This window comes from Paraburkholderia strydomiana (assembly GCF_031456815.1).
Classification (GTDB): domain Bacteria; phylum Pseudomonadota; class Gammaproteobacteria; order Burkholderiales; family Burkholderiaceae; genus Paraburkholderia; species Paraburkholderia caledonica.
Map to the genome: position 1 here is coordinate 151,536 of NZ_JAVDVL010000013.1, position 21,049 is coordinate 172,584.

Here is a 21,049-nt window from a genome sequence, read left to right on the forward strand (position 1 = left end):
TTACCATAGGATATCCGCTCGCGACATTGGAGGTCGTCTTGTCTACATTCGCTCTTAAAACAAGTATCCGCCGTTTTCTGTCGTTGGTCGTCGCTAGTTCATTGACGGTTTTGTCAACTGCGTATGGCGCTAGCTTTGATTGCAAGCAGGCCAAGTCTCCAGATGAGAGGGCTATCTGTGATTCACGGCAGCTAAGTGAGTTGGACGTCGAGATGTCCGTGCGCTATGAAATGCTGACCGGTCTGGTCGCGATGGGAGCCAGAGGCGCGATGCAGGATGAACAGCAAGCATGGTTGAACATGAGACGAAAATGTCGTAGTAATCAAGCATGCCTGCTTAGCTCATACCGACATCGCATCGAGATGCTCGAGGAAGACTATGCGCGACTCGCGAGTCGCGGTCCATTTTGATGAGCGCCGCATCGGCAAACGAAGGAAGCGTCCCTTCGGGCGCTGATTCCATTGTCCTTTGACTGTAAATCGGCTACCAACCCGCAGTCGCACGCAGAAACAGACGCTACTCTATTAAATTGTCTCGTGAACGCTGCGCGTGCTGGATTGTCTTCAACCGAATTAGGGAATTTTCTTTTTTGGGTCTGTATCGTTTCCAAACTTTTCGAACATTGTTGTCACGAGCCGTTCGCTGAATCCTGCCGCGAATCCAACAGCCAGCACGACTTCCCAACTCATTTTGCTTCCTACGAACGTCGAACCGCCCAAGGTTGCCGAGGGCAGGGCGTCGCTGTGCACGAGGCAAGTAAGAGCGCCCGCACCGATTGCTCCGACAAAGACGCGAAGTGCAGCGTCGGCGAAGTTGTCTCGACCGTTCAGGTCGAGCTGAACCTTGCGCTCGCGGATATTCATCGCAATTGAAAAAAGGGCGCCCACCGCCCCTGCCCTGGCAGCAAGCCATAAAGCGTTGGTCGGACTGTACACGCCGTACATCACCTTCGCTATCCAGAACGCAAGACATAACCCTACTGCGGTAACCAGAGCACCGCACACATACTGGACTCGTCCTCTCGACATGCGCTTCGCGATGACGTCATCCTTGACGCCTTCCAAGGTAAACCTTGCGCCGACTTCATCTTTCTCCAGCAGAATCTGATTTAGTGCAGCCGCTACACGTGCGTTATATCGGGCCGCACAATGTCGGTCTTCCTCGCAGTCGCTCTTACTCCATCCATCTATAAGCCCCGCAATTTGACTGCGCAGAGGATTGATTGATGCCATCTTGGACCGTTGAGCCTCTGCACCGCTGCTCTCGTCGGCGTATTGGACAGCAACGCGCTCTGACGTTCGATAAATCGCAAACTTAGCTGGCGACTTGTAGTAAACCTCCTCGATAAGCCGTTCCGCAGTGTCCCGACCATTCAATCTGATTGAATCAACCTGCGAAACTTTGTAGCCAAGAAGGGCGCGAAGCGCATACATGGGCGCTCTATACGCTAGGTAAGTTGGCAGTAACCCGTAAACTATTGATTTGACCGGACTCGCGGGGAATATTGTCGGAGACGTGGCTTGGAGAGTTTTAACCTCTATAAGCTCACCAGCGGCAAGCCAGTTGTTCTCATCGCGACTCGAATTTGCCGAAAGCGTGATGCTGATGACAGCCGTGTGAAGCTCACATGTACGCTCCGGGTCAAACTCTCGACAAAGCGCGCTCAAAGTCTCAAGAGGCAAATCAAACAAAAGGCCCCACAACCGCTCACCCGGTGCGTCGTTAATATCAATGAGCGGCTCTGCGTGTTCGTCCTGCCGGCGCCTGTAGACAAGTCCCTTGTTAGGAATGTAGCCGGTTGCGATTGGTTCTGTCAGAGAGTAGTCGCGTAGCCTAGCCGTCGAACTTTTGGCAGTAGCGGACGACTCAACAGACGACGGAACGAGTAGAGATACGTCAGCACCTGCGGTTGCACTCGACGGGTCCGCATCCTGTCGAAGGCTTGCCGGTTGTCGCGGCGCGTTACGCATTTGACCGTCGTTGCGTTCAGCGTAGGCGTTGCCAGTCCACATCTGCGCAAGTACGTGCGGACGGTTGAGTTCGCACCCGTAGGCAAAAAAATACGCCATAACTTCGCTCCTCGTGCGCGCTTCAAAACAGGCCGTTTCGTTCGTAATGACGGCCACGGTGGCGCCGGCTCACTGTCTGAACAGCGGCCATTGTTGCTTCAGTTCAGTGCTTGTCCCAACAAAGCAACTGCGGTCAAAATGCCCATCGTTGATGTTCCGAGGCTGCGGCCCGTTCGCCCCATCGGTGTACTGCCAGAGGGCGAACTTTGCCCAGAGGCCCGGGATACCGACGGGTTTGTCGTTGTAACGCGCGTACCAGAGTGGGCACTTGGCCGCATCGCAGCTAGGATTGGCCGCGGCGAAGGTCTCTCTCAAGAGCGCGCCCCCATATATCATCGGCCAGCGCCCTGTCTTTTCCCGCACCATGCTGACAAAAGTGCACACGTCGTGAAAGCTCATATCCGGACCACTATGACTGGGCTCGAAATCTAGACAAAGCAGTGTCTTTTCGTCCAAGCCGGAATCAGCGCCCCACTGCACCGCATCCAGAAAGTTACTCACCTGCAGTTGTACAGGCATTCCGCTTGCGTAGTGATATGCACCCCATAGAAGCCCCAGCCCACGCGCTTCATGTCTGCGTTTCGCGTACTTGGCATCCTGAACGGTTGCCCCCTCACTTGCTTTGTGAATCACAGCCAATATTCCCGCAGATTTTGCATCCGCGAGCGAGATGTCGCTGCCGTGATACACGTCTAGTACCACGTCTATTGAACCATCCAGAGTGTGCGGCATGACTGCCTCCAAAATCCGTTATGACGGGAGTTGATAAAACGTTTTCGGTTGCGTCACCGGGGATGCGTGGCGACCCGCGGTTGATAAGGGAATTCTGCAACTGCCTCACTAAGTCGGTTGCCTCGCCCCTACCTCGAGAACTTTGCCGCTGAATTCGGTTCTCGAGCGAAACTCCGCGTTCATGGTCGTGCTTAGATTAGGTCTACTGACTCACTACATGCGACATGAATCTGCGAGGCTCAAGGCCTGCTTACCGGCTCATCATCGCGCTGGGTGTATTAAGAGCCTGCTGAGGACCGTCAAATATGGCTAACGAGCGAGAATCGGTGGTTTCGTCAAGACAGTGATTGCCGTTGATGACTAGGTTAGGACGTGTGCTTCGTCAAAAAAATGGACTAAATTGAGTATTCACACTTGCTCCGACCTGTGCCCACGATTTCAACAGGATGGGATAGGGAGTTCAGCACGCACTCGAAACGGTACTTGTATTTCTGTTGGTTTTCAGTGGACACTGCCGCACGAGGTGGAGGAGACAATGCATGCAGTTCCGGCACACTGTGCGTACCGCTCCGCGCTGGAGGCGGCTGCCTCCATATCGGAAGCGGAAACACCGTGGATGGAAGTGATGAGCACAGCGAAGGCCGTTGTTGGGGCAGACGCTGGCTGCTTTATGGCCTGGAACAAGTACACAAGCACCCTGGAGTCGTTCGTCCAACTCGGTCATGAAGCAAGGGCAGAAAGCGAATACCTCGAGTACTACTCGACGACGGATGTGGTCGCGCAAAAGGCGGCTAGTTTACCAGTTGGAGTATGGCTTTCTAGCGACTGGTTGTTATCTCAGGCGCAGTGGGAACAACAGGAGTTCTACGTTGATTTTTTGCAGCGATTTAAGATTGGGCAGATTTTTGGATTTGCTTTAGCCAACGACGAAAAACAGTTTGCAGCCTTGGCGTTTCACTGTCACACCAGAAACGCGCATGTGAAGAGTGTAGTCGCAGACCAACCAATGCGGCGCCTTCAACGGACGTTGATAGGTTCGTACAAGAAGCGTGTCCAGACCGTTGCCGAAGCGAATCACGTGCTTTCCTGTCTGGTTGACAACGCCTCCGAAGCTGTCATCGTTGTTCTCCGCGGAGGGCACGTAGACTTCCTGTCACCTGCGGTGAGCGAGTGGCTCGTTTGCGGGAAGCACCTGTCAGTTCGCTCGCGCAGGTTAATGCATGCAGAACCAAAAGCGCATCAGCGACTGTTGGCGACAATCGAAATCGCGTTACAGGGTGGAGCGCCGCAGTCCACGGTGTTACCGGGTCGATGGGGCGAAACGTTTCACGTCCAAGCAATGCTTCCCTCGCGCTTGCATGGTGCCGGAACGCGAAAGTGTGTTGTCTTGCGGATACAAAGGCGAGACATATTCAGCCTGCCTAGCGAAGTTAGCTTGCGAGAGACGTTCAACTTAACTGCGGCCGAAGGCAGGGTATTCCGGCAGCTCATCGCTGGCCATGACGCAGCTGCATGCGCTTCCGTGCTTAACGTTGCGGAAGGAACCGTGCGCAAACAGATTGCCTCGCTGCTCAAAAAGACGTGTTGCAACCGCCAGAGCGAGCTAATTAGGCTTTCGTCGCTGCTCTGACGGTTATAGCTCGCTTGACCGGACTCTAGGTCACCGTCAAACGACCACATCGGAGGTGGATATGTATCAGATTTCGGTCGTGAACCGCACGAGCTGCATCGCGGACAGGGAAATACACCGCGTCGTCCGCGCCATCAACCGACAGATTTCCGAGGATTTCGAGCCTTACTGGGCGTTCGGCGGAAGGTTGCGGGTCGAGGGGCCAGCGGGCCCGGATTCAGAACTGGCGCAACTCAAAGAGCTGCGGGGCGATGCGATTCTCTACATCTTGGACTCCGCGGCCCACAACGATGTGCTGGGTTACCACGACCAGAACCTGGCGGGAATACCATTTGGGTTTGTATATCTCGACCTCTGCAAGAGCGTGGGCGACGAATGGTCGACCACGTTGTCGCACGAAGCATTGGAATTGATTGGCGACCCCCAGTGCAATCTGCTAGTACAAGGACCGGACCCGGCGGACACTAACCGCACTGTTTACCACTTCTTTGAAATGTGTGATGCGGTACAGGCACAGAGCTATGTCATCGACGGCGTGACGGTCTCTGACTTCGTATTGCCCCACTACTTCACACCCGAGGAAGAGGCAGGGCTGCGGAATGACTTCTGCGCCACGGACCTCAAATCGTTTGGCGTCAGTTCGGGCGGTTATATCGGGTTCTTCGACCCCGAGAAGGGTGACTATCGTCAATATTTTGCCCACGACGAACTTGCGCAACGGCGCCTGAACGCAAAGGCAGGCGGTCTCGGGCGGGTAGTCCGCCGCAGCAGTATGCAAAATGAACCGGCGTCACGCAAATCTCAACTGGCCGGAAGATTTGCCGCGACGGCAGCAAACGGCGCCACTGTCAGCACACTTCCCGGTGACCCCATCCGTCATGTCGTTGTGCTAATGATGGAGAACCGGTCCTTCGACCACATGCTCGGGGCGCTTCAGGTTTCGAATCCAGATATCGATGGGGTCGACCCTCAAAACCCCGGCGTCAATCTCGACGCCAAAAAAGATAACGCGCCCCACAAGCAGACTCCCATGGCTGCACAGTTCGTCAGCAACGATTTCAAAGTCCCACACGAATTTGAGAACGTCACAAGACAGATTGCTGACGGGATGGCGCACTTTGTGGACGAGTTCCGAAGTTTGAACCAGAACGCACAAACTGGCGAAATCGACCAAGTGATGGCGTATTTTAAAGATGGCGACCTGCCAGCATTGCACACGTTGGCGAAATCATTCACGGTATGCGACCGATGGTTTTCTTCGATGCCGGGACCAACCTGGCCAAACCGCTTCTTCGTGCACACCGGTACAAGCCTAGGAGATGTACTCATGCCGGACGGTGTCATTGACACAGTACGCATGTTCTTCGGGCGATACAGCCAGCGAACGATTTACGACGAACTTAGCGACAAAGGCATTTCCTGGAAGATATATCATGGTGGCGTACCGCAATCCATCGTGCTTAGCCACCTGAAGCGCAGGTACTTCACTTCCAGCTTCCAGGAAATGGACGCATTTTTTGACGACTGCAAGGGGCCGGAGTCCGCTTTCCCGGCATACTCATTCATCGAGCCAAGGTATTTTGATGGGGTGCTGGGTGGCGAGAACGACCAGCATTCGCCTGCTGGCGTGGTCGCCGGCGAGCAACTTATAGCCGATGTATATAACGCAATCCGAGCAAATCAGGCGTTGTGGGAGTCCACGTTGCTTGTCATCACGTACGACGAACACGGCGGATTTTACGACCATGTGGTGCCGCCTGCGACGGTGGCGCCGGACGAGAATACCGACAACTATGCGTTTAACCAGCTAGGGGTGCGGGTTCCCGCTGTCCTGGTTTCTCCCTGGGTAGCTAAAGGAGTGGACCACACGTTGTACGACCATACAAGCGTTTTGCGTTACGTCTGCGAGAAATGGGGACTTCCGGCAATTTGTCGCCGGACCGTTTTAGCGGCGGGTGAATATCAGTCGGGCACATTCGTGTCGGCGATTTCGCAGGCAAAACTCCGCACTGACACGCCGGAGAGGATTTCGGCTCCCGCGCCTTCCAGCTTGATGGCCCGGAAGCAGATGGAAGCGCCATCGACCTTTCACGATGCACAGACTGCTCTTGTGTCATACGCCGAGCTTGTACGGCAGGAACGCGAACGCACGATGGGCCGTTTAGCACCAACGCGGCCTGCTTTGGCCATAAAGGGCAACGGGAAGAAAGCGCCGGTACCGGTTTCCGAGCGTGCGAAAGCGATAGAGACGTGGTTCGCGCAGGAAAAAGGTAGCGCAAGGCCTGCAATCATCGCCGCGCCGATTTCCGTACCGCCAGACATCTCTATGTCCATGCCGGGTAAGAAGGTGACAAGCGGTGGACAGCACAAGCGTAGCCTGAAAGCCAAGGGCCGCACCGGCACGTCGAGGTCCGGTCGTTCCTAAGCGAAAGCCTCCTCGTAATTGTAGCCATGGTTCGACGAACGGCTGTCGCCACCTCGGTGCAGCGTTCGCCGATTGCGGCTTCTTACTAGGGAACACGTTGCCAACACGCCCAACACACGCGAGCTCGGGCGCAGTGATTTTCGCAGTCTTGTCGCGCGCCGCAACGCTTCGCATTCGGCTTCGTAGTTGATTTCCTGCGTGAGCGAGTCTTCAGTAGAGCGCTTCGCAAAGGCGAGGTCTACGCGGGTGGCAGACCCCGGGGGTGGCAGGCAGACGCCGCTGGCATATGACAATCGCAAGCGAACCAATGACGAGGTAATCATGACTGCCTTTAAGAAAGCTGACTCGTCCAAATCGAGCCTCGCCGTATGGATTCCAATTGTAGTGGGCGCAATCGTCGCTATTTCAGGTGGAATCGCATGGCTGTATGCACATCACGAGCAATATCAAAGCAATGTCGTGGCTGAAGAACGCGAGAATCAGAAGCTTTGGTGCCAGCTCAAAGTCATCCAGACAAAGCTTGACGAGACGCGAGATATGTCTCGCGACCTGCAAGCAAACTATTTAGTCAAACCTTGGGGCATCCTCGAATCCTATGTTAGCAAGGCACGAAAGCTGGGTGAGACGAAGCAGGCACTTATGCGAGAAAAGATTGATTCTTTGGTTAAAGCTAACGACGAAATTGTTTCTCGGATTCGACTGTATTTACCCAACGCCATGCTCGGCGAATTTGGGAAGCAAGCGCAAGCGTATATCTACCATGCAGTTAACTATAGCGACCGTTGGAGGGCCGTGCCTCGAGTTATACAAAGTGGCGAACAGCTTCCATTTGCCGTTCCATTTCCAGAACAGTTCCCGACGGCAGTGAATGAAGAGTTGAAACGGCGTGACGCGCTCTCGAAGGCGAATCACAGTGCCTTAAAACTGTGGGTCGGGCAAGAAGACTCTTTTCCAGTGCGCAACTGTTCGTCGAGCTGAAATATCGGTCCGCGACCTTGAAAAGCGCGTGATATCTCGATGCCGACGCTTTGCCACGCCATCGAATACAAGTGTCGTGCCGATGAAAAGGCGCGCCGGTGGGGGCCCAAAAGGGGCCTTCGCGCCCAAGCGTCTGGCTCGTGGTTCCAAGGCTAGCACCTGAGCCAATTCCGCACGGGCATCCACCAGAGACCGCGGCAGTTGCGTTAGTGGCAATCGGTATCCAGTAGAGCGGAATAGACAAGGTAAGCGCGCCAGCCGACTTTCTTCGTTAGTTTTGGACTAACTGTTTTACTTTCAACAGTGCTCTAGCGTTGCCGTCCTAACTGAGTCACTATGGAAAGGCCGCAACGTCGGGCATCAGACGCGATTAGGGGCGGATGCAGGGAGATAGCGCTGCGTCGGTTCGACCTGATGTCTTCTCCCATCTGTCCGCTAACTTGTGAGCTGCGCTCTACCAGACCGAGTCCGGAATATTCTCGGCATGGCGACCTCGAGTTGGCCACCAATTCGCGACCTGCGCGTGGAAACGATGGTAACCGGCGAAAGCACCAACAGGCTCGCTGCGCGACGCACATGAAGCTATGTGCCGCAGCTTCATGATTCGAGTGCGCCATAAGTATCCTCTGGTCGAGGAAATCGCCATATCAATCAATCCTAGCCCCGATGCCCCCATTCATTCACGTCGCTCTATCCGTCCGGCCGAAATACCTTTGTAGTACTACTGCTTTTTTCGCAAAACGCCGGTAGGCATCGGGGTTGACGTATCTTGAGAACAAATGTCATTCGAGGACTGGTTGCGAAATTAAAAACGGAAATGCTTCCCGGCCCAGCGGGTAGTAGTTTGCTGACTGTGTCAGACTGCCCCAGTTGTCGTTGCTCGCATTGCGTGGCGGTCGACCCACACAGGGTCACGTGCAATCCGTCTTGTCCTGGCTGCCCCTGCGCCCCTGTGAAACCTGTGAAATCAGGGGTCAGTCGTTCGAGTGTGACTAGAACTGCACCTTCTCGCTCCAGGCGCAACGGAATACTTCTCGACGCCCCGGTCTCAAGGGTAATTGCCTCGGTCTCCGTTATCTCATCGGGAATGACGAAGGGCAGCCATACGGATTGCTGATTTATGGCGACGATGGCAAGCCCAACGATGAAAAGCAGAAACTGTCGGACTGGAGAGTTGATGATGGGCACTTCGACGCCAGCAAGCTTAAGACCTCCCCCGACGATGGCCGCCAGCACACAGACAACCCCAAGACCTAACCAAGTACCAGACACGACATCCCTCCTACTGGACACTGGGAGGCTTTGCGCGGGTTATTGAGAGTATGAGGCGAACACTGAGTTACCGACGCCTCAGTTCGCATCTACCTGTGCCGAGATTCCAAGCCAGTGTGGGATGTAACCGAATCTCCCAATGAGTACAGTTCAGTCGGCCGAAAATTTCAAGCCATTGTTGAAAACGTATGCGGGCTTCACCACACTGTATATTGCACCCGTGAGGCGCGTCCAATTTCCTCGAAGCCGACCACTTCGCGTCGAGGCAGGAATCTGCACTAGTTCTATCGGGCCGGAAAACATAAACGCTTGACTCAGCCCAGATGCATCCGACTTCACGACAATGTACGCAATACTTAATGACAGGGACCAGCCGTACTACGAGCATCGTCTTGCGACGTAGCGCCGCTGAATGGTGCTGCGTACGAATCATCTTTCCCTCTGCCTAACGCAACTTACTCGATGGCAACGGAAATAGATTCCGGGCCTTTGGCTGCATCCGAACGCAACGGTTGAGCCGCGAGCCCACGCGCACAACGCGGCGCTGCGCGCGCGTGCACAATCTCTGCGACTGGATGGCGCTAGTCTAGGTACACGGGATGGATAACTGCGGCGCGCACCGTCTGCCTGCTGGCAAGGCGGCGGCTAAGAAATGAGAGCGCGGGCGTCCTGCCGGTCAGGCAGCGAAACTGTTCGAAAGTCGATTACTACAGAATTCCAAGGCGCCGGCCCTTTTGTGAAGACGCGCGAATCTTATGTGTTGCTTTAAACCAGAGCCAACATGATTCGCTAAGCAAAGCGAATATGATTTCCCGGCCTAACTCTTTCAACGCGCAAAGAAAGGCGGAAGAAAGGCACGTGGAGGCCGGTGGCTATGTCGGCTATGAATGCGACCATGTCGGCGGTTTCCCCTACCGGCTTTGCAGCTCATTAACGGTGTTCACCAATGCGGGCGCGGTGTGCACCGGCGTACGCGTTCCGCTCGAATGCGCGCGCATGGGCCCGTGAATGCGCGCGTGTTCGTCGGTGCTGGCATGGGCGCGACATGCGTCATCCAGGGCCTTAATCAAACCTATTACGGCGTCACGTCGGCGGACTCGGCCCGAAGCGGGCTACCGGCGTTCAGTCCGGACGGCTCCCTGGCGCAGGTCACGAGCTGGGCGGCGGCCATTTGCCGCAACGAAGAAATCGAGGCTGCTTACCTGCATCACGCGGTATCTGCTACTTCCCGCGTCCTTCGCCGTTCTTCAATATGCGTGCGTGACTTATGTTTTGAGGAGAAAGGTCGTGGAACTGCTACGTATGGTCGGCATGGTTTTGGCCAGCTTCTTCGGCGTGCGCAAGCGTGCAAACCATGAAGCCGATTTGGCCAATGTCAACATGGTGCTGCTACCCTTTGTCGCAGTGGCGCTGGCTCTAATGATTGGGTTGCTCATCCTTGGTGTAGTCGAGCTGATTGTCAATGGAACAAGTTCAGCGCAGGGTTTTTGACTGCGGACATGTGTCGCAGCGCGCGTCTGTGCTTCGCGACATCGTCAGGCGCGAACTGTGGGTGAGTCCAGAATCTCGGCAAGTGCTCGAACTGCATTTTCAAAGCGGGCATCCCAAGGGTGCCCGAAATTGAGCCGCACGCAGTTCTGAAAAGCGTGTGTCGCTGAGAACATTGGGCCTGGCGCAATGCTGACGCCGCGTTCGCTCGCCAGCGCGTGAAGCTCCATCGCTTTGACAGACTGTGGGAGTTGCATCCACAGCATGTAGCCTCCGTGTGGGCGCGTCCACTTGACCGCGTCGGGCAGCCATCGGTGCAGCGCGGCCTCCATCTGTCCAAGTTGCGTTTGAAGCGATGAGCGTAGGGAGCGCAGATGCCTGTCGTAGCCGCCGTTCTCCAGGTAGTCAGCTATGCCAGCCTGGGCGGGGATACTTGCACACAGCGTTGTCATTAGTTTGAGTCGCCGAACTTTGTCCGCAAATCGGCCCGCTGTGGCCCATCCAACCCGGTAACCGGGTGCTAGCGTCTTCGAGAACGAGCTGCAATGCATGACGAGTCCTTCAGTATCGAATGCCTTTGCTGGCACGGGGCGGTCGCGGCTGAAATGGAGCTCCTGATAAACGTCGTCCTCGATGAGCGGAACCTGCTTTTCCCGCAGCATCTCAACTAGAGCCCGCTTCTTTTCAATCGACAAAGAAGTTCCCGTCGGATTCTGGAAGTTGGGCATGAACCAGCAAGCCCGGATGGGGTGCTGCTCGAGCGCGCGTCGCAGTGCGTCCAGGTCTAGGCCCAAGATGGGGTCCACGGGAATCTCGACTGCTCTCAGGTCCAAACGCTCGATTGCTTGCAAGGCGGCATAGAACCCCGGCGACTCTACCGCCACGGCGTCGCCTGGCCGCGTGACTGCCATCAGACAGAGGTTCAATGCTTCCAGAGCGCCGTTGGTCACAACGATTTCTTTGGAAGCGACTGCGAGTCCAATTCCCACATATCGCAATCTGATTTGTTGGCGAAGACGGTCGCTGCCAGGAAGGTCTTCAACCGTGCTCCAGGGACTGAGCGAGCGCGTTCCGGCGACGAGCGACTTCAACAGCCGCGACGACGGAAACAGCGTTGGCGAAGGAAACGCCGAGCCCAACGGCACAATGTCGGGATGCTGCGTCGATTCCAGGACCGAGAACACAAGGTCGCTGATGTCGACCTTCTTTGGCGCGTCGTCCTGCTTCTGCTTGGGGACCTCAGCGTGAACTGCCGCGCCAGGCGTAACGAAGTAGCCGGCGCGCTCCTCCGCGCGGACTAAACCCCATTGCTCGAGCAGATAGTAGGCTCGGAAGACCGTCGTCTGACTGACGCCATATTGCGAGATGATTTGTCGCAATGACGGAAGCCGGGCGCCCACCGGAATCTGGCCCGCGCGGATTTGTTCTGCCAGGTTGTTAGCAATGGTTTCAAACCGAGTCATTGTTGGACCTTGGTGCGCATTATCCAGGCCGGGCCCACAGCACTGCTTGACATGAGGAGCCACGAGTCGTCTCTCAGGCTGCATGCTACCCCGGAATGAACGTGTCTCAGGTCGCCGGGCCTGCCACGGCCCACTGCTACGCAGAAATCGCCGGCAACTGCTCCTTCCGGGTTGGTCTTGACGCATCTACCGTCGCTGTTTGCCTCGCGCGCGCCAAGCGCACGTTTGGAAGGACGTGACTGGAGATGCTCATCACCCATGTATCGATATACCGAGTTCGACAAAGCCTTCGTCAAAAGCCGTGCAGCACAGTTTCGCGACCAGCTAGAGCGGTGGCAAAGCGGGCAACTGAGCGAAGACGATTTTCGCCCGCTGAGACTTCAGAACGGATGGTACGTGCAGCGGCACGCCCCGATGCTGCGGGTGGCGGTTCCTTATGGTGAGTTGTCGAGCGCGCAATTGCGCGTCCTCGCCCGCATCGCACGCGAATACGATACCCCGACCGAATCTGTGTATCGCAGTGCCATGGAGGCTCAGGCGAAGCTCGGCTCGACGCAGCTGCCAACAAATACCGCGCACTTCACCACCCGGACGAACGTCCAATTCAACTGGATTCCCTTGGCCAAAGCTGCCGATGTCATGGACCTGCTGGCGTCTGTTGACATGCACGGCATTCAGACGAGCGGAAACTGCATCCGAAACATTTCATGCGACGAGCGTGCTGGCGTGGCCGTTGACGAAATTGCCGACCCACGGCCTTTCGCTGAGCTGATGCGGCAGTGGACAACACTGCACCCTGAATTTGCCTATCTGCCGCGCAAGTTCAAGATTGCAGTCACCGGCGCCACCGATGACCGAGCGGCGACCGACTGGCACGACGTAGGTCTCCGACTGGTGCGGAACAGCTCGGGCGACCTGGGATTCCGCGTTTCGGTCGGCGGCGGTATGGGCCGAACGCCAATGATTGCAATGGTTCTGCGGGAGTTCCTGCCATGGAACCAAATCATGAACTACATTGAAGCGGTCGTGCGGGTGTATAACCGCTACGGCAGGCGCGACAACAAGTACAAGGCGCGCATCAAGATTCTGGTAAAGGCAGAAGGACAGCGCTACATCGCCGACGTCGAGCGGGAGTTCCGGCAAATCGTTGAACTTGACGGCGCTCCGCACACCATCACACAAGCAGAACTCGACCGTGTGACCGCCGCATTTGTGCCGCCCGAGACAGTCGCCGAGGCTACCGGCAGTTCGCAAGCAGATGCACCCGCCGTCCCGGACCGTTTTGCGCGCTGGATGCGGCGGAACGTGGCGCCGCATAGGGAACCGGCGCTGCGCATCGTGACGCTGTCGTTCAAACGGCTGGGCCACGCGCCAGGAGACGCTTCGGCGGAGCAGTTGGAGCGCCTGGCAGACTTGGCAGACCGTTTCTCCGGTGGTGAGGCGCGGGTCACCCACACCCAGAACATCGTTTTGCCCTGGGTGCCCGCGTCCAGGCTATTCGCGCTGTGGGAGGCTGCGAGCGCTCTCGGTCTCGCCAGCACAAACATCGGTTTGATGACAGACATCATCGCGTGCCCGGGAGGAGACTTTTGCGCGCTGGCCAACGCGCGTTCGATTCCTGTCGCGCAGGCTCTTGCCGAACGGTATCAAGACATCGACGAACTCGACGACATCGGTGACATCGATGTCCATATCAGTGGATGCATCAACTCCTGCGGCCATCACCATAGCGGGCATATCGGAGTGCTAGGCGTCGACAAGGATGGGAAGGAGTGGTACCAGATTACGTTGGGCGGGGCCGACGGGAGCCGGGCCAGCGGCACCGCGCAGCCCGGCAAGGTAATTGGTCCGTCGTTTTCTGCTGCCGAAGTTCCTGATGCAATCGAGGCCATCCTCAGCGCATATCGCGACCTTCGGGAACACCAGGAACAGGGGCGGTACGAACGCTTCATCGAGACGTTGCGTCGCGTCGGCCTTGACCCCTTCAAGGCGGCGGCTAATGGCGCTCGAAACCAAGATGAGGTGCTGGCGTGAACAATATTCCCCGCTTTAAAGTCATCGACAGGCGCGCGGCTCAAGATGGCGAACAACTGAGCGTTCTGAGGCTGCCCAACGATGCGGACCCCATGACGCTAGCAGGCGAGCTCGCCGGCGTGGAGCGAATTGAACTGCATTTTCCGCATTTCACCGACGGCCGAGCATATAGCCAGGCGTATCTCTTGCGCCGGAGGCTACGCTTCTTGGGAGATTTGCGGGCAACGGGTGACGTCCAGGTCGACCAACTGCTGCAGATGGCGCGAACCGGCTTCTCCAGCGCCGTGCTTAACGACGGACTCAACCCGGCGGAGGCGGCCCGCCACCTGGAGCAATTTTCCGGCTTCTATCAACGCGACCTCACTGTAGACTCTCTGCCTCTTGCCGCAGGCCCAGCGCTTAAACCTGCTTCCACGTCCGATTGAAGGTATCGTAAAACCACTGCCGCGCCGACGAGGCCTCAGCGTACCGGGAAAACAAGAAATAGCAGGGCGATATTTCGACACTCAGACGGAAGACGACGAACCGTCTACGCTTTAACAACCGGCTGGAGACTAGCTAGGCCTCAATAAGCGTCTGTGCTTGGGTCAGAAGCGCGGATGCCGCGAGAAACTCGTTGCGGCCCGCCATCGTGAGTGCGGCGGTCGCGATTTCCCCGAAGAGGTCCTGGTTCGCGATATGTGGCGCGCCGTGCTCCGCAATGCGTGTGCGTCGAAGTCGAAAGAACGCCAGCATCGGAAGCGCATCCAGTCTCTGCTCGTCCGATGCACCAGACACTACCAGTTCTGCCGCTGCAACCAACCGGTTGATTGCACCTTCATACTCCGCTCGGCCCATGGCATGTCTCCGTGCTGCTCAGTACTATAGGTTCACCCACTGAGAGTGCGCACTGCATTGTGATGCCTTCCTCAGTCGGGCGGCACCGCCCATTATCGGCACTCGGACGAGACATGTTGCGGACCGTTACGCCTTTTGCCTCTGCAAGCGGTCCGTCCTCCCGCAACTCAGCAAACAGGCTGTGGGAGAGGAGCATTGGTCTCGTAGTAACAGCCAGCTTCCCGAAGAGATGTGGCTCAGGTCGAGCAGGTCCTCGACGAGCCCGGTTTGCGATGCAACGTTTCGCCGGACCAACTCCTCGCTTCCCGAAGTCCGGTTCTTAGGCGCGACACTCCAGCTGCTAGTGTTGGCTGGCGTTCAGCAACAACCAAATCCGGAGTTTCGCCGGCCCTCTGAGAATCCGCGCAAACACTGCGCGGCATCGTTCGCACGTGTAATGCTCCTCCGCACCGGTGACGGCGCTGGCGCTGTTCAAACTGAGGCCGGCGTGCGGCGGCTCAGTGGCAGGTTGCCCGTAAAGGTCAACGCACCGACTACAAGGTTGAATCGGAAGGTCCATCGTCCGGCGCAGGTATTGCGCTGCCATAAAGTGCAACTGAGAAGGTTCAGGTCCGGACAGCGGAACCCATATGGGTGACACCATGGCGGGCGTTGTGTCTCAGAGCTGATTCGCTCTGGCGGTAGCGCGACGAGCGCCGCGCTGGTGGAGAGAACTGCTTCGAAGACCCCGCATAACGCATTCCAGCCGCTGCGAGCGTCTGACAAGCCCTCACTCCTGCGGGTATGCGGACTGCGCGACCAAGAGGCACATCTGCAGCTGGGAGGGTGTTGCCGTAAAAGGTCAACTGCCCTTCGTCGGACGTGTCAGCGCGGCCGGTGTGTCCGAACCTGGGAGTCAGATAGTCGTATCCCCGCTGCGGACCTGCTTACCGCTTGCGGGCGGCAGCGCGACCTGCACCCTTTCTGCGTGAATGTTGGTCCGTGGCGCAGCGGGAGGAGCATTGACCGGTAGCTTAACGGCCCGGGAACCTTCCAGATGGCTTCGTTGGTGATGACATTGGACCACTTCAGTTGGCCACATCTACAATGCTGAAATAGCTGTGTCGAAGGTAATCTCGCGATGAGTAACTCGCTAAATACGGACTTGCGTGCTCGCGCCGAACTCCTGGCCTATCTGGTCGTGTCGCAGCTGCTTGCACGGCAGATGTCGGGCAAATGGCTATCGGTGGAGCATCTCGCCGACTCGACAATGCTGTGGTTAAAGGCGAACGACGTATCAGTCGAAGGAATGCAACGGGTCCTGCTCGGTGCTCAGGCATTAGATGTCGCTGAAGGTCTTGAGGACTCGCGGCAATTTGACGTGACGCCAGAATCAGTGAGGACGCTGTTTTGTGAGAATCTGCACCTCGATTTTCGCTCGCCGGTTGCAAGAGAAATTTATCAGCGCTGCCTCATTCATCTGGTCGATTCGGGCGACTTTTGAAGCGGGATGTCCTCTGCGGCCCAGACGAGGGCGCGGCGGTCCAAACGCAGGCTCTGCCCAAGAACTGCGCCCTAGCGTTCAACTGCCAAAGAGTACACGTCACGCCGGAGCAACTCTGCCCCCAGAAAGTCTTGCAGGACATCCCCTGGCGGAACTCCGCAGGCGTTGCCCTCTAGAGCATCATCACGACAGACGTCGCCGGACTGGGGTCGTTGGCAAACGACTCGGCAACGTTGATTGCATTGACGCCCACGCGCCTGCACGCATTCTCATAGCAAGCCGCTTCGTCGACAAACATCCGGAAAGCGTCGTCAACGTCTCACGGCTAAAACGACGACCGCGTTGACCCACGTTTCCCGTTCTCAATTTCGCAGTGGTTCAGAGGCCGCGTCGTTGCCTAAGGCGAGGCAGCTGATACGGGCATCCACCGCAGGCGACGGTCCGTCGACAGGCGGTGCGTGCGCGGAAAAACTCGCGTGTCGGAGTGCCGAGACCTGTGCGAATGGCGACTTCACGCCTCTGCGAGGCACGCGATTTGCTCAAGCTGTGGACCATTCAAACGTAATTGGGAGGTTCAAATGACCGAGTCGCATCAACCCACCGCCCTGGCAGCCGTGCCCCAACCGGTCGCGTCCGACCGGTCCGGCGGCCCGGAGTCATCTCCACAGCGCAACGATGCCCAAACCAGTGCGGGGAGGCTCTCAGACCTGAAGGACAAGATTGCCTGTGCGCAGGAGGCGGTCAGGACGAAGTACCGCGTCGTGTCAGAATCGACCGATGATTATGTTCATGAAGCTCCGTGGAAAGCAGTCACGATGGCGCTCATTGGCGGCCTCATCATTGGAATGCTTGCCAGCCGCTGACCCAGATTTTGCCTAACTGGAGGAATCGTGGACGTCGCCTCCATCCGGGCCAGTCCTGCAGTCAGTTCACGCGGTTGCGCGTCCCTGCGGCGCTTCGCGCTCCGGCGGGATGTCGCCGGGGGAAGGCTCGGATGGCGTCTCTTCGTCCGGAATGTCCTCGTCCGGGTCAGTACCGGGAACATCACTCTCCTCGGCATTCTGGTCCGTCGATTTGTCGTCGGGGTCAATGCGGCTCACGCTTCCGGCCGACGATGCGTCATTTGCCGCAAACGTGTCTTCGACTACATGGCCGACACTTCTTCCGGGTTTGTCTTCAGTAGCGAGTTGCTCTGTCGGTTGATTTGCCATGATGAACTCCAATAGGGTGTGTGCATGTTCAGCAAGGCACGTTCCGCACGTGTGCGACGCTTTTGCACTGCGGTGGTTGACCCGCGACGCACCTAGGCGAAGTGCGATGTGAAGCTCCCCAAGGGAGCGGCGGACCAACTGCCGTCGGGCAGACATGACAGAGGACGAGGCTTACGGTGGGCCCGCTATAACGGTTGCGCGGAGTACAGCGTCAAACCTGATTTCGCCACCGGTCGGACGAGTTTACTGTTGTTTGCGTCGGCAAAACAGTAGAGGAATGCTGACCAAGCGGACCCGCATCCACGCTACTCGTCATGACGCCACGAGCGGCGCGCCGGTCGCGACGTCCGGCCGGGTCACCCTCGCATCTACCCAGCGCGCCGAAGGCGCCGCATTGCGGCGTTGTCGGGCATCGCGCGATGCATGCCGCAAGCGCTCTAACCGCGGTGCTCCGGCAGGCTAACGTCTCGTCCGTGCGATTTCCCATTCGCAAAGCCTGCAACCTCGCCTGTCGCCTCTGCTTCACGAAGGAGGCGCTTTTCCTATACTGAATGTGTCGCAACTGTTAGCGCGACGTTGGTCGCATATTCGGAGGAATGCATCATGAACAAGGACCAGGTCAAAGGCGTTGCTCAGAAGATGAGGGGCAAGGTTAACGAGGCAATGGGCAAGGTCATGGGTAGACCGTCCCGGGAACTGAAAGGTGATGTGGAGCAGGCTGCGGGAGCAGCCAGGAAGGACGTTGGTGACGCCAGGGAAGCGGCGAAGGACCGGACGACGCGTCACCATTAACCGCGTGCCTTCGAGGCTGCGCTGAAGGCATTGCGCCGCAGCGTCGAAGCTGTGTCAGGCGGCCGACTCGCAAGTAGGCCGCCGTCCTTTTCAACGGAGACAGTTCGTCGCCTGACGCGCTATTCGCCAAGGCTGGGCCGGGGCGCGCCGGTGGCTTGAATCTGGCGTTGATTTCCACGACGTACAGCGGTCAGCTCCTCGTCTTTGGGTCGGGCCAGGGCCAACCCCTCCGCTCCCCGGGCGAGTTCCGCGTCGCGGACGGCGCAACGCCGGCTGGAGTCAGTTCGTCCGCGACATTATTTGTCATTTCGTGAAGCCCGCTCCCGAACCACTTTACCTTTTTCTGCATGTGAGCGACATACGCGTTCCAGCCGTCGGCGTTACCGTCAAAGAGCTCGTGCTGAACGGTTGACGCCACGGCTTTCCGGTTCAGCTCGGTATCGAGCAGTGTCTTTGGCCACAGAAAGAACGCGCTGGCGACGCGTTCGCTGAATTCGGCCACCGTCATCTTCGGGGCAATCGCCCGGAGGAAACCAAAATCCCGGAACAAGTCCTGTTCCTTTGCAAGCTGCACCACCGGCGTATCGGGCGCACCCGTCCGGGCCAGACAGCTCAAAGCTTCAAGCATGTCTCCGAGGTGAAGCAGCAACTCACGTCTGTCGAATCGGTCGTCCATTGAAAATCTCCGCTCGCGGCGCCCCTTCCGGGAACAGGTCAGCTTGTTCAGCGCGCGTCTTCGTCGGCCAATGCGTCGTCATCCTGCGACTGCAGGTCAGGTGCAGCGCCGTCTGGCGCGGCGAGTTGAGGGCGTCGCCAGACCGCATCTGTTCGGCGACGGGCGGTCCGCGTCGCGTATCTGCATTTTTCGATGAGCGGTCATGGTTTCGTCCGTAAGGAAGGTGGCGGCCCGCGGTACTGGGTGCCTGCCATGTTGCGCTATCCAGCGGCGGCGGCCGCTTCGCATCACGCCTGTCCAGCAGATGCTTTATAAGTCAGTGGGGTCTTCACTTTCGGGAGCCGTGCGGGCAGGAGACCAGTACGGCGCGCGGTTGTAGTACTGATGAACCGTAGCGCCCCATTGCGCGTCCGCCATGGATGGCCAGTGGTCTTTGTCAAAACCGGGCTCGTTCCTGATTTCTTCGGCCGTCATGTCGACGAAAAAACACTTCTCGTCAGCGTCCAGCATCAGCGCGCTCCACGGAATGGCGTGCAATGTGCAACAGATGCCTAGAAAGCCGCCCTCTGCCAGGACGGCGTATGCGACGCGGCCGCTTTGCACGTCGAGCATGATGTCGGATATTTTCCCAACATGTTCTCCGTCAGCCGACATCACCCTGGCGTCGTCCAGGGTTGAGGCGGCCATCACATCCGCGAGCGGCCCATCGCGGACTCCGCCGGTAACTGTATCCGCATCTTTGCCGCCTGTCTTCTGCTGCTTCGTGGGGTCAAGAATTGTCATGGTCTTTCCCACACAGAGATGCATCTTTGGCCCGCAACTCCCATGCCACGGCTGAAGCCGTTTCCCGGACGTTGCGACGCCAGACGCCGGTAACGCAAATGAGACTGACATATGCGAGCACTTCGCCAACTGCAGATTGGAAGGATTGACCAGGTCGTCGAAGCCAGCCGAATCGACTCCAGTGCATCAAGTGCGTTGCAATGGACGGTCTCGTCGAAGAGGGGCAGGAGCAGATTGCCGAAATCGAGAATGGCCCGGTTCTCGACACGGCGCGCATCGCGTCAGCCCAGAAGGTGGAGCACTACGAAATTGCATCGTACGGCTCGTTGATTGCCTTGGCGAAACGGCTCGGGGAAACGGCTGCCGTCGAACTGCTTCACTGCGACCCCTGGCGTCTGGCGTCCCATGGGGTTGCGACCGACGGTCGACGTGCCCTCCATGAAGCGGAACGTCCGACAGACACTCCAATGATGTGAATGAGAAGACAAATCTGCGGCCCGGCGGCACGCAAATTGCGCGACTCTACGCAGCGGGAGTTGCACCGACCTAGGCCGCAACTGGTCGCTTGCACGAGGGGACCATCATGCGAGTTGCTACGAAAGGACTACTGTTTTCAGGACTCATTCTGATTTTGTCCGGCACCGCCTTCGCCCAGGGTGCGGGTACAAGTGGTGGTGCCGCCGGTGCAGGCCAAGGCGGCACCGGAATGGGAACGCCGAATGCCAGCGGAGCCACGGAGTCACCATCGGGCGCGTCTGGCGCAAATACCATGAGCAAGTCGGGCGACATCTCGCAGAAGCAGATGAAGCCGAAGATACAGAAGAAGGGAGGAATGGAGGCACCGGCTTCGGGCAGTGGTGGCATGAAGAAGGCTTACTGACAGTGATGCTGTTGCAGAAGCAATAAGTGAATTCGTCGCGAGACCCGTCATGGAGGTGCCTGCACTACTCGACAGAACCGGACTGCTTGCTGCATGGCGCCGCGCTACGACAGCGGTGACATCGGGCGGGACGCAGGCGTATGAGCTTGACGGGTACGGAAAACTGGTGACAAATCCACTGCCATCTGCGCGACGGCAGATGAGCCTGTCAGATATTTCGTGTGAAGAGGTCATGAGACGATAACGGAAATAACGTCCAATGACCGACACAAACGTGACCAAGAAGAGCAAGAACC

Annotated in this window: 19 protein-coding genes and 1 pseudogene; 13 read left to right on the top strand and 7 right to left on the bottom strand. The window is 57.6% G+C overall.

Going from position 1 to position 21,049, the window contains the following annotated elements:
- Nucleotides 1-38: 38 nt before the first annotated feature.
- Entirely contained in the window at nucleotides 39-410 is a 372-nt protein-coding gene (locus J2W46_RS28105; protein ID WP_310358138.1) for a lysozyme inhibitor LprI family protein, read from the top strand.
- A gap of 162 nt (nucleotides 411-572) precedes the next feature.
- Here the strand turns inward: J2W46_RS28105 and J2W46_RS28110 are convergent, their stop codons facing one another.
- Both J2W46_RS28110 and J2W46_RS28115 read right to left on the bottom strand, forming a co-directional pair.
- Nucleotides 573-2,126, bottom strand: a complete 1,554-nt coding sequence (locus tag J2W46_RS28110) for a hypothetical protein (RefSeq protein WP_310358141.1) — start codon at nucleotides 2,124-2,126, stop codon at nucleotides 573-575.
- A 12-nt stretch (nucleotides 2,127-2,138) separates the two neighbouring features.
- Entirely contained in the window at nucleotides 2,139-2,801 is a 663-nt protein-coding gene (locus J2W46_RS28115) for a glycoside hydrolase family 25 protein (protein ID WP_310358143.1), read from the bottom strand.
- Nucleotides 2,802-3,336: 535 nt separating this feature from the next.
- Between J2W46_RS28115 and J2W46_RS28120 the strand changes: the two genes are divergently transcribed.
- The 5 genes from J2W46_RS28120 (at nucleotide 3,337) to J2W46_RS28135 (ending at nucleotide 10,597) form a co-directional block, all read left to right on the top strand.
- Nucleotides 3,337-4,431, top strand: coding sequence for a helix-turn-helix transcriptional regulator (locus J2W46_RS28120; RefSeq protein ID WP_310358145.1), 1,095 nt, complete (start codon nucleotides 3,337-3,339; stop codon nucleotides 4,429-4,431).
- Between the two features lie 61 nt (nucleotides 4,432-4,492).
- A complete protein-coding gene (locus tag J2W46_RS28125) occupies nucleotides 4,493-6,856 on the top strand; it encodes an alkaline phosphatase family protein (protein ID WP_310358148.1) in 2,364 nt (787 codons plus the stop codon).
- A 321-nt stretch (nucleotides 6,857-7,177) separates the two neighbouring features.
- Nucleotides 7,178-7,834 (top strand): hypothetical protein, encoded by a 657-nt coding sequence (locus tag J2W46_RS28130; RefSeq protein ID WP_310358150.1) that lies wholly within the window; start codon nucleotides 7,178-7,180, stop codon nucleotides 7,832-7,834.
- 2,258 nt (nucleotides 7,835-10,092) lie between these two features.
- Complete coding sequence (locus tag J2W46_RS34390) at nucleotides 10,093-10,464, top strand: MipA/OmpV family protein (protein ID WP_374726872.1); 372 nt, start codon at nucleotides 10,093-10,095, stop codon at nucleotides 10,462-10,464.
- Nucleotides 10,394-10,597, top strand: a complete 204-nt coding sequence (locus J2W46_RS28135) for a DUF2970 domain-containing protein (RefSeq protein WP_310358153.1) — start codon at nucleotides 10,394-10,396, stop codon at nucleotides 10,595-10,597. The genes J2W46_RS34390 and J2W46_RS28135 overlap by 71 nt, the downstream gene beginning before the upstream one ends.
- A gap of 44 nt (nucleotides 10,598-10,641) precedes the next feature.
- Here the strand turns inward: J2W46_RS28135 and J2W46_RS28140 are convergent, their stop codons facing one another.
- Nucleotides 10,642-12,057, bottom strand: a complete 1,416-nt coding sequence (locus J2W46_RS28140; protein WP_310358156.1) for an aminotransferase-like domain-containing protein — start codon at nucleotides 12,055-12,057, stop codon at nucleotides 10,642-10,644.
- Between the two features lie 258 nt (nucleotides 12,058-12,315).
- Between J2W46_RS28140 and J2W46_RS28145 the strand changes: the two genes are divergently transcribed.
- Nucleotides 12,316-14,091 carry a nitrite/sulfite reductase gene (locus J2W46_RS28145; RefSeq protein ID WP_310358160.1) on the top strand — a complete coding sequence of 592 codons (1,776 nt, stop codon included), beginning with the start codon at nucleotides 12,316-12,318 and terminating at the stop codon, nucleotides 14,089-14,091.
- Nucleotides 14,088-14,516 carry a DUF934 domain-containing protein gene (locus J2W46_RS28150; RefSeq protein ID WP_374726873.1) on the top strand — a complete coding sequence of 143 codons (429 nt, stop codon included), beginning with the start codon at nucleotides 14,088-14,090 and terminating at the stop codon, nucleotides 14,514-14,516. Before J2W46_RS28145 ends, J2W46_RS28150 begins: the two co-directional genes overlap by 4 nt.
- A gap of 133 nt (nucleotides 14,517-14,649) precedes the next feature.
- On the opposite strand, the gene J2W46_RS28155 is transcribed toward J2W46_RS28150, so the two are convergent.
- Nucleotides 14,650-14,928, bottom strand: a complete 279-nt coding sequence (locus J2W46_RS28155) for a hypothetical protein (protein ID WP_310358163.1) — start codon at nucleotides 14,926-14,928, stop codon at nucleotides 14,650-14,652.
- Nucleotides 14,929-16,048: 1,120 nt separating this feature from the next.
- Here J2W46_RS28155 and J2W46_RS28160 point away from each other — a divergent pair.
- Entirely contained in the window at nucleotides 16,049-16,411 is a 363-nt protein-coding gene (locus J2W46_RS28160) for a hypothetical protein (protein WP_310358165.1), read from the top strand.
- A 578-nt stretch (nucleotides 16,412-16,989) separates the two neighbouring features.
- The gene (locus tag J2W46_RS28165; protein WP_310358168.1) at nucleotides 16,990-17,274 is read left to right on the top strand and encodes a DUF883 family protein; all 285 of its coding nucleotides are present in this window, start codon (nucleotides 16,990-16,992) and stop codon (nucleotides 17,272-17,274) included.
- 66 nt (nucleotides 17,275-17,340) lie between these two features.
- Here the strand turns inward: J2W46_RS28165 and J2W46_RS28170 are convergent, their stop codons facing one another.
- The gene (locus J2W46_RS28170; protein WP_310358169.1) at nucleotides 17,341-17,622 is read right to left on the bottom strand and encodes a hypothetical protein; all 282 of its coding nucleotides are present in this window, start codon (nucleotides 17,620-17,622) and stop codon (nucleotides 17,341-17,343) included.
- Between the two features lie 603 nt (nucleotides 17,623-18,225).
- Here J2W46_RS28170 and J2W46_RS28175 point away from each other — a divergent pair.
- A complete protein-coding gene (locus J2W46_RS28175) occupies nucleotides 18,226-18,414 on the top strand; it encodes a CsbD family protein (RefSeq protein WP_310358171.1) in 189 nt (62 codons plus the stop codon).
- A 190-nt stretch (nucleotides 18,415-18,604) separates the two neighbouring features.
- Here J2W46_RS28175 and J2W46_RS28180 read toward each other — a convergent pair whose 3' ends face one another.
- Together J2W46_RS28180 and J2W46_RS28185 are read right to left on the bottom strand one after the other, a co-directional pair.
- Nucleotides 18,605-19,090, bottom strand: a complete 486-nt coding sequence (locus tag J2W46_RS28180; protein ID WP_310358172.1) for a Mov34/MPN/PAD-1 family protein — start codon at nucleotides 19,088-19,090, stop codon at nucleotides 18,605-18,607.
- A 309-nt stretch (nucleotides 19,091-19,399) separates the two neighbouring features.
- Nucleotides 19,400-19,873, bottom strand: coding sequence for a PRC-barrel domain-containing protein (locus J2W46_RS28185; protein ID WP_310358174.1), 474 nt, complete (start codon nucleotides 19,871-19,873; stop codon nucleotides 19,400-19,402).
- A 132-nt stretch (nucleotides 19,874-20,005) separates the two neighbouring features.
- Between J2W46_RS28185 and J2W46_RS28190 the strand changes: the two are divergent.
- Both J2W46_RS28190 and J2W46_RS28195 read left to right on the top strand, forming a co-directional pair.
- Nucleotides 20,006-20,250: pseudogene (locus J2W46_RS28190) on the top strand (YciE/YciF ferroxidase family protein); the annotation flags it as partial.
- A 206-nt stretch (nucleotides 20,251-20,456) separates the two neighbouring features.
- Entirely contained in the window at nucleotides 20,457-20,753 is a 297-nt protein-coding gene (locus tag J2W46_RS28195; RefSeq protein WP_310358176.1) for a hypothetical protein, read from the top strand.
- Nucleotides 20,754-21,049 lie beyond the last annotated feature (296 nt).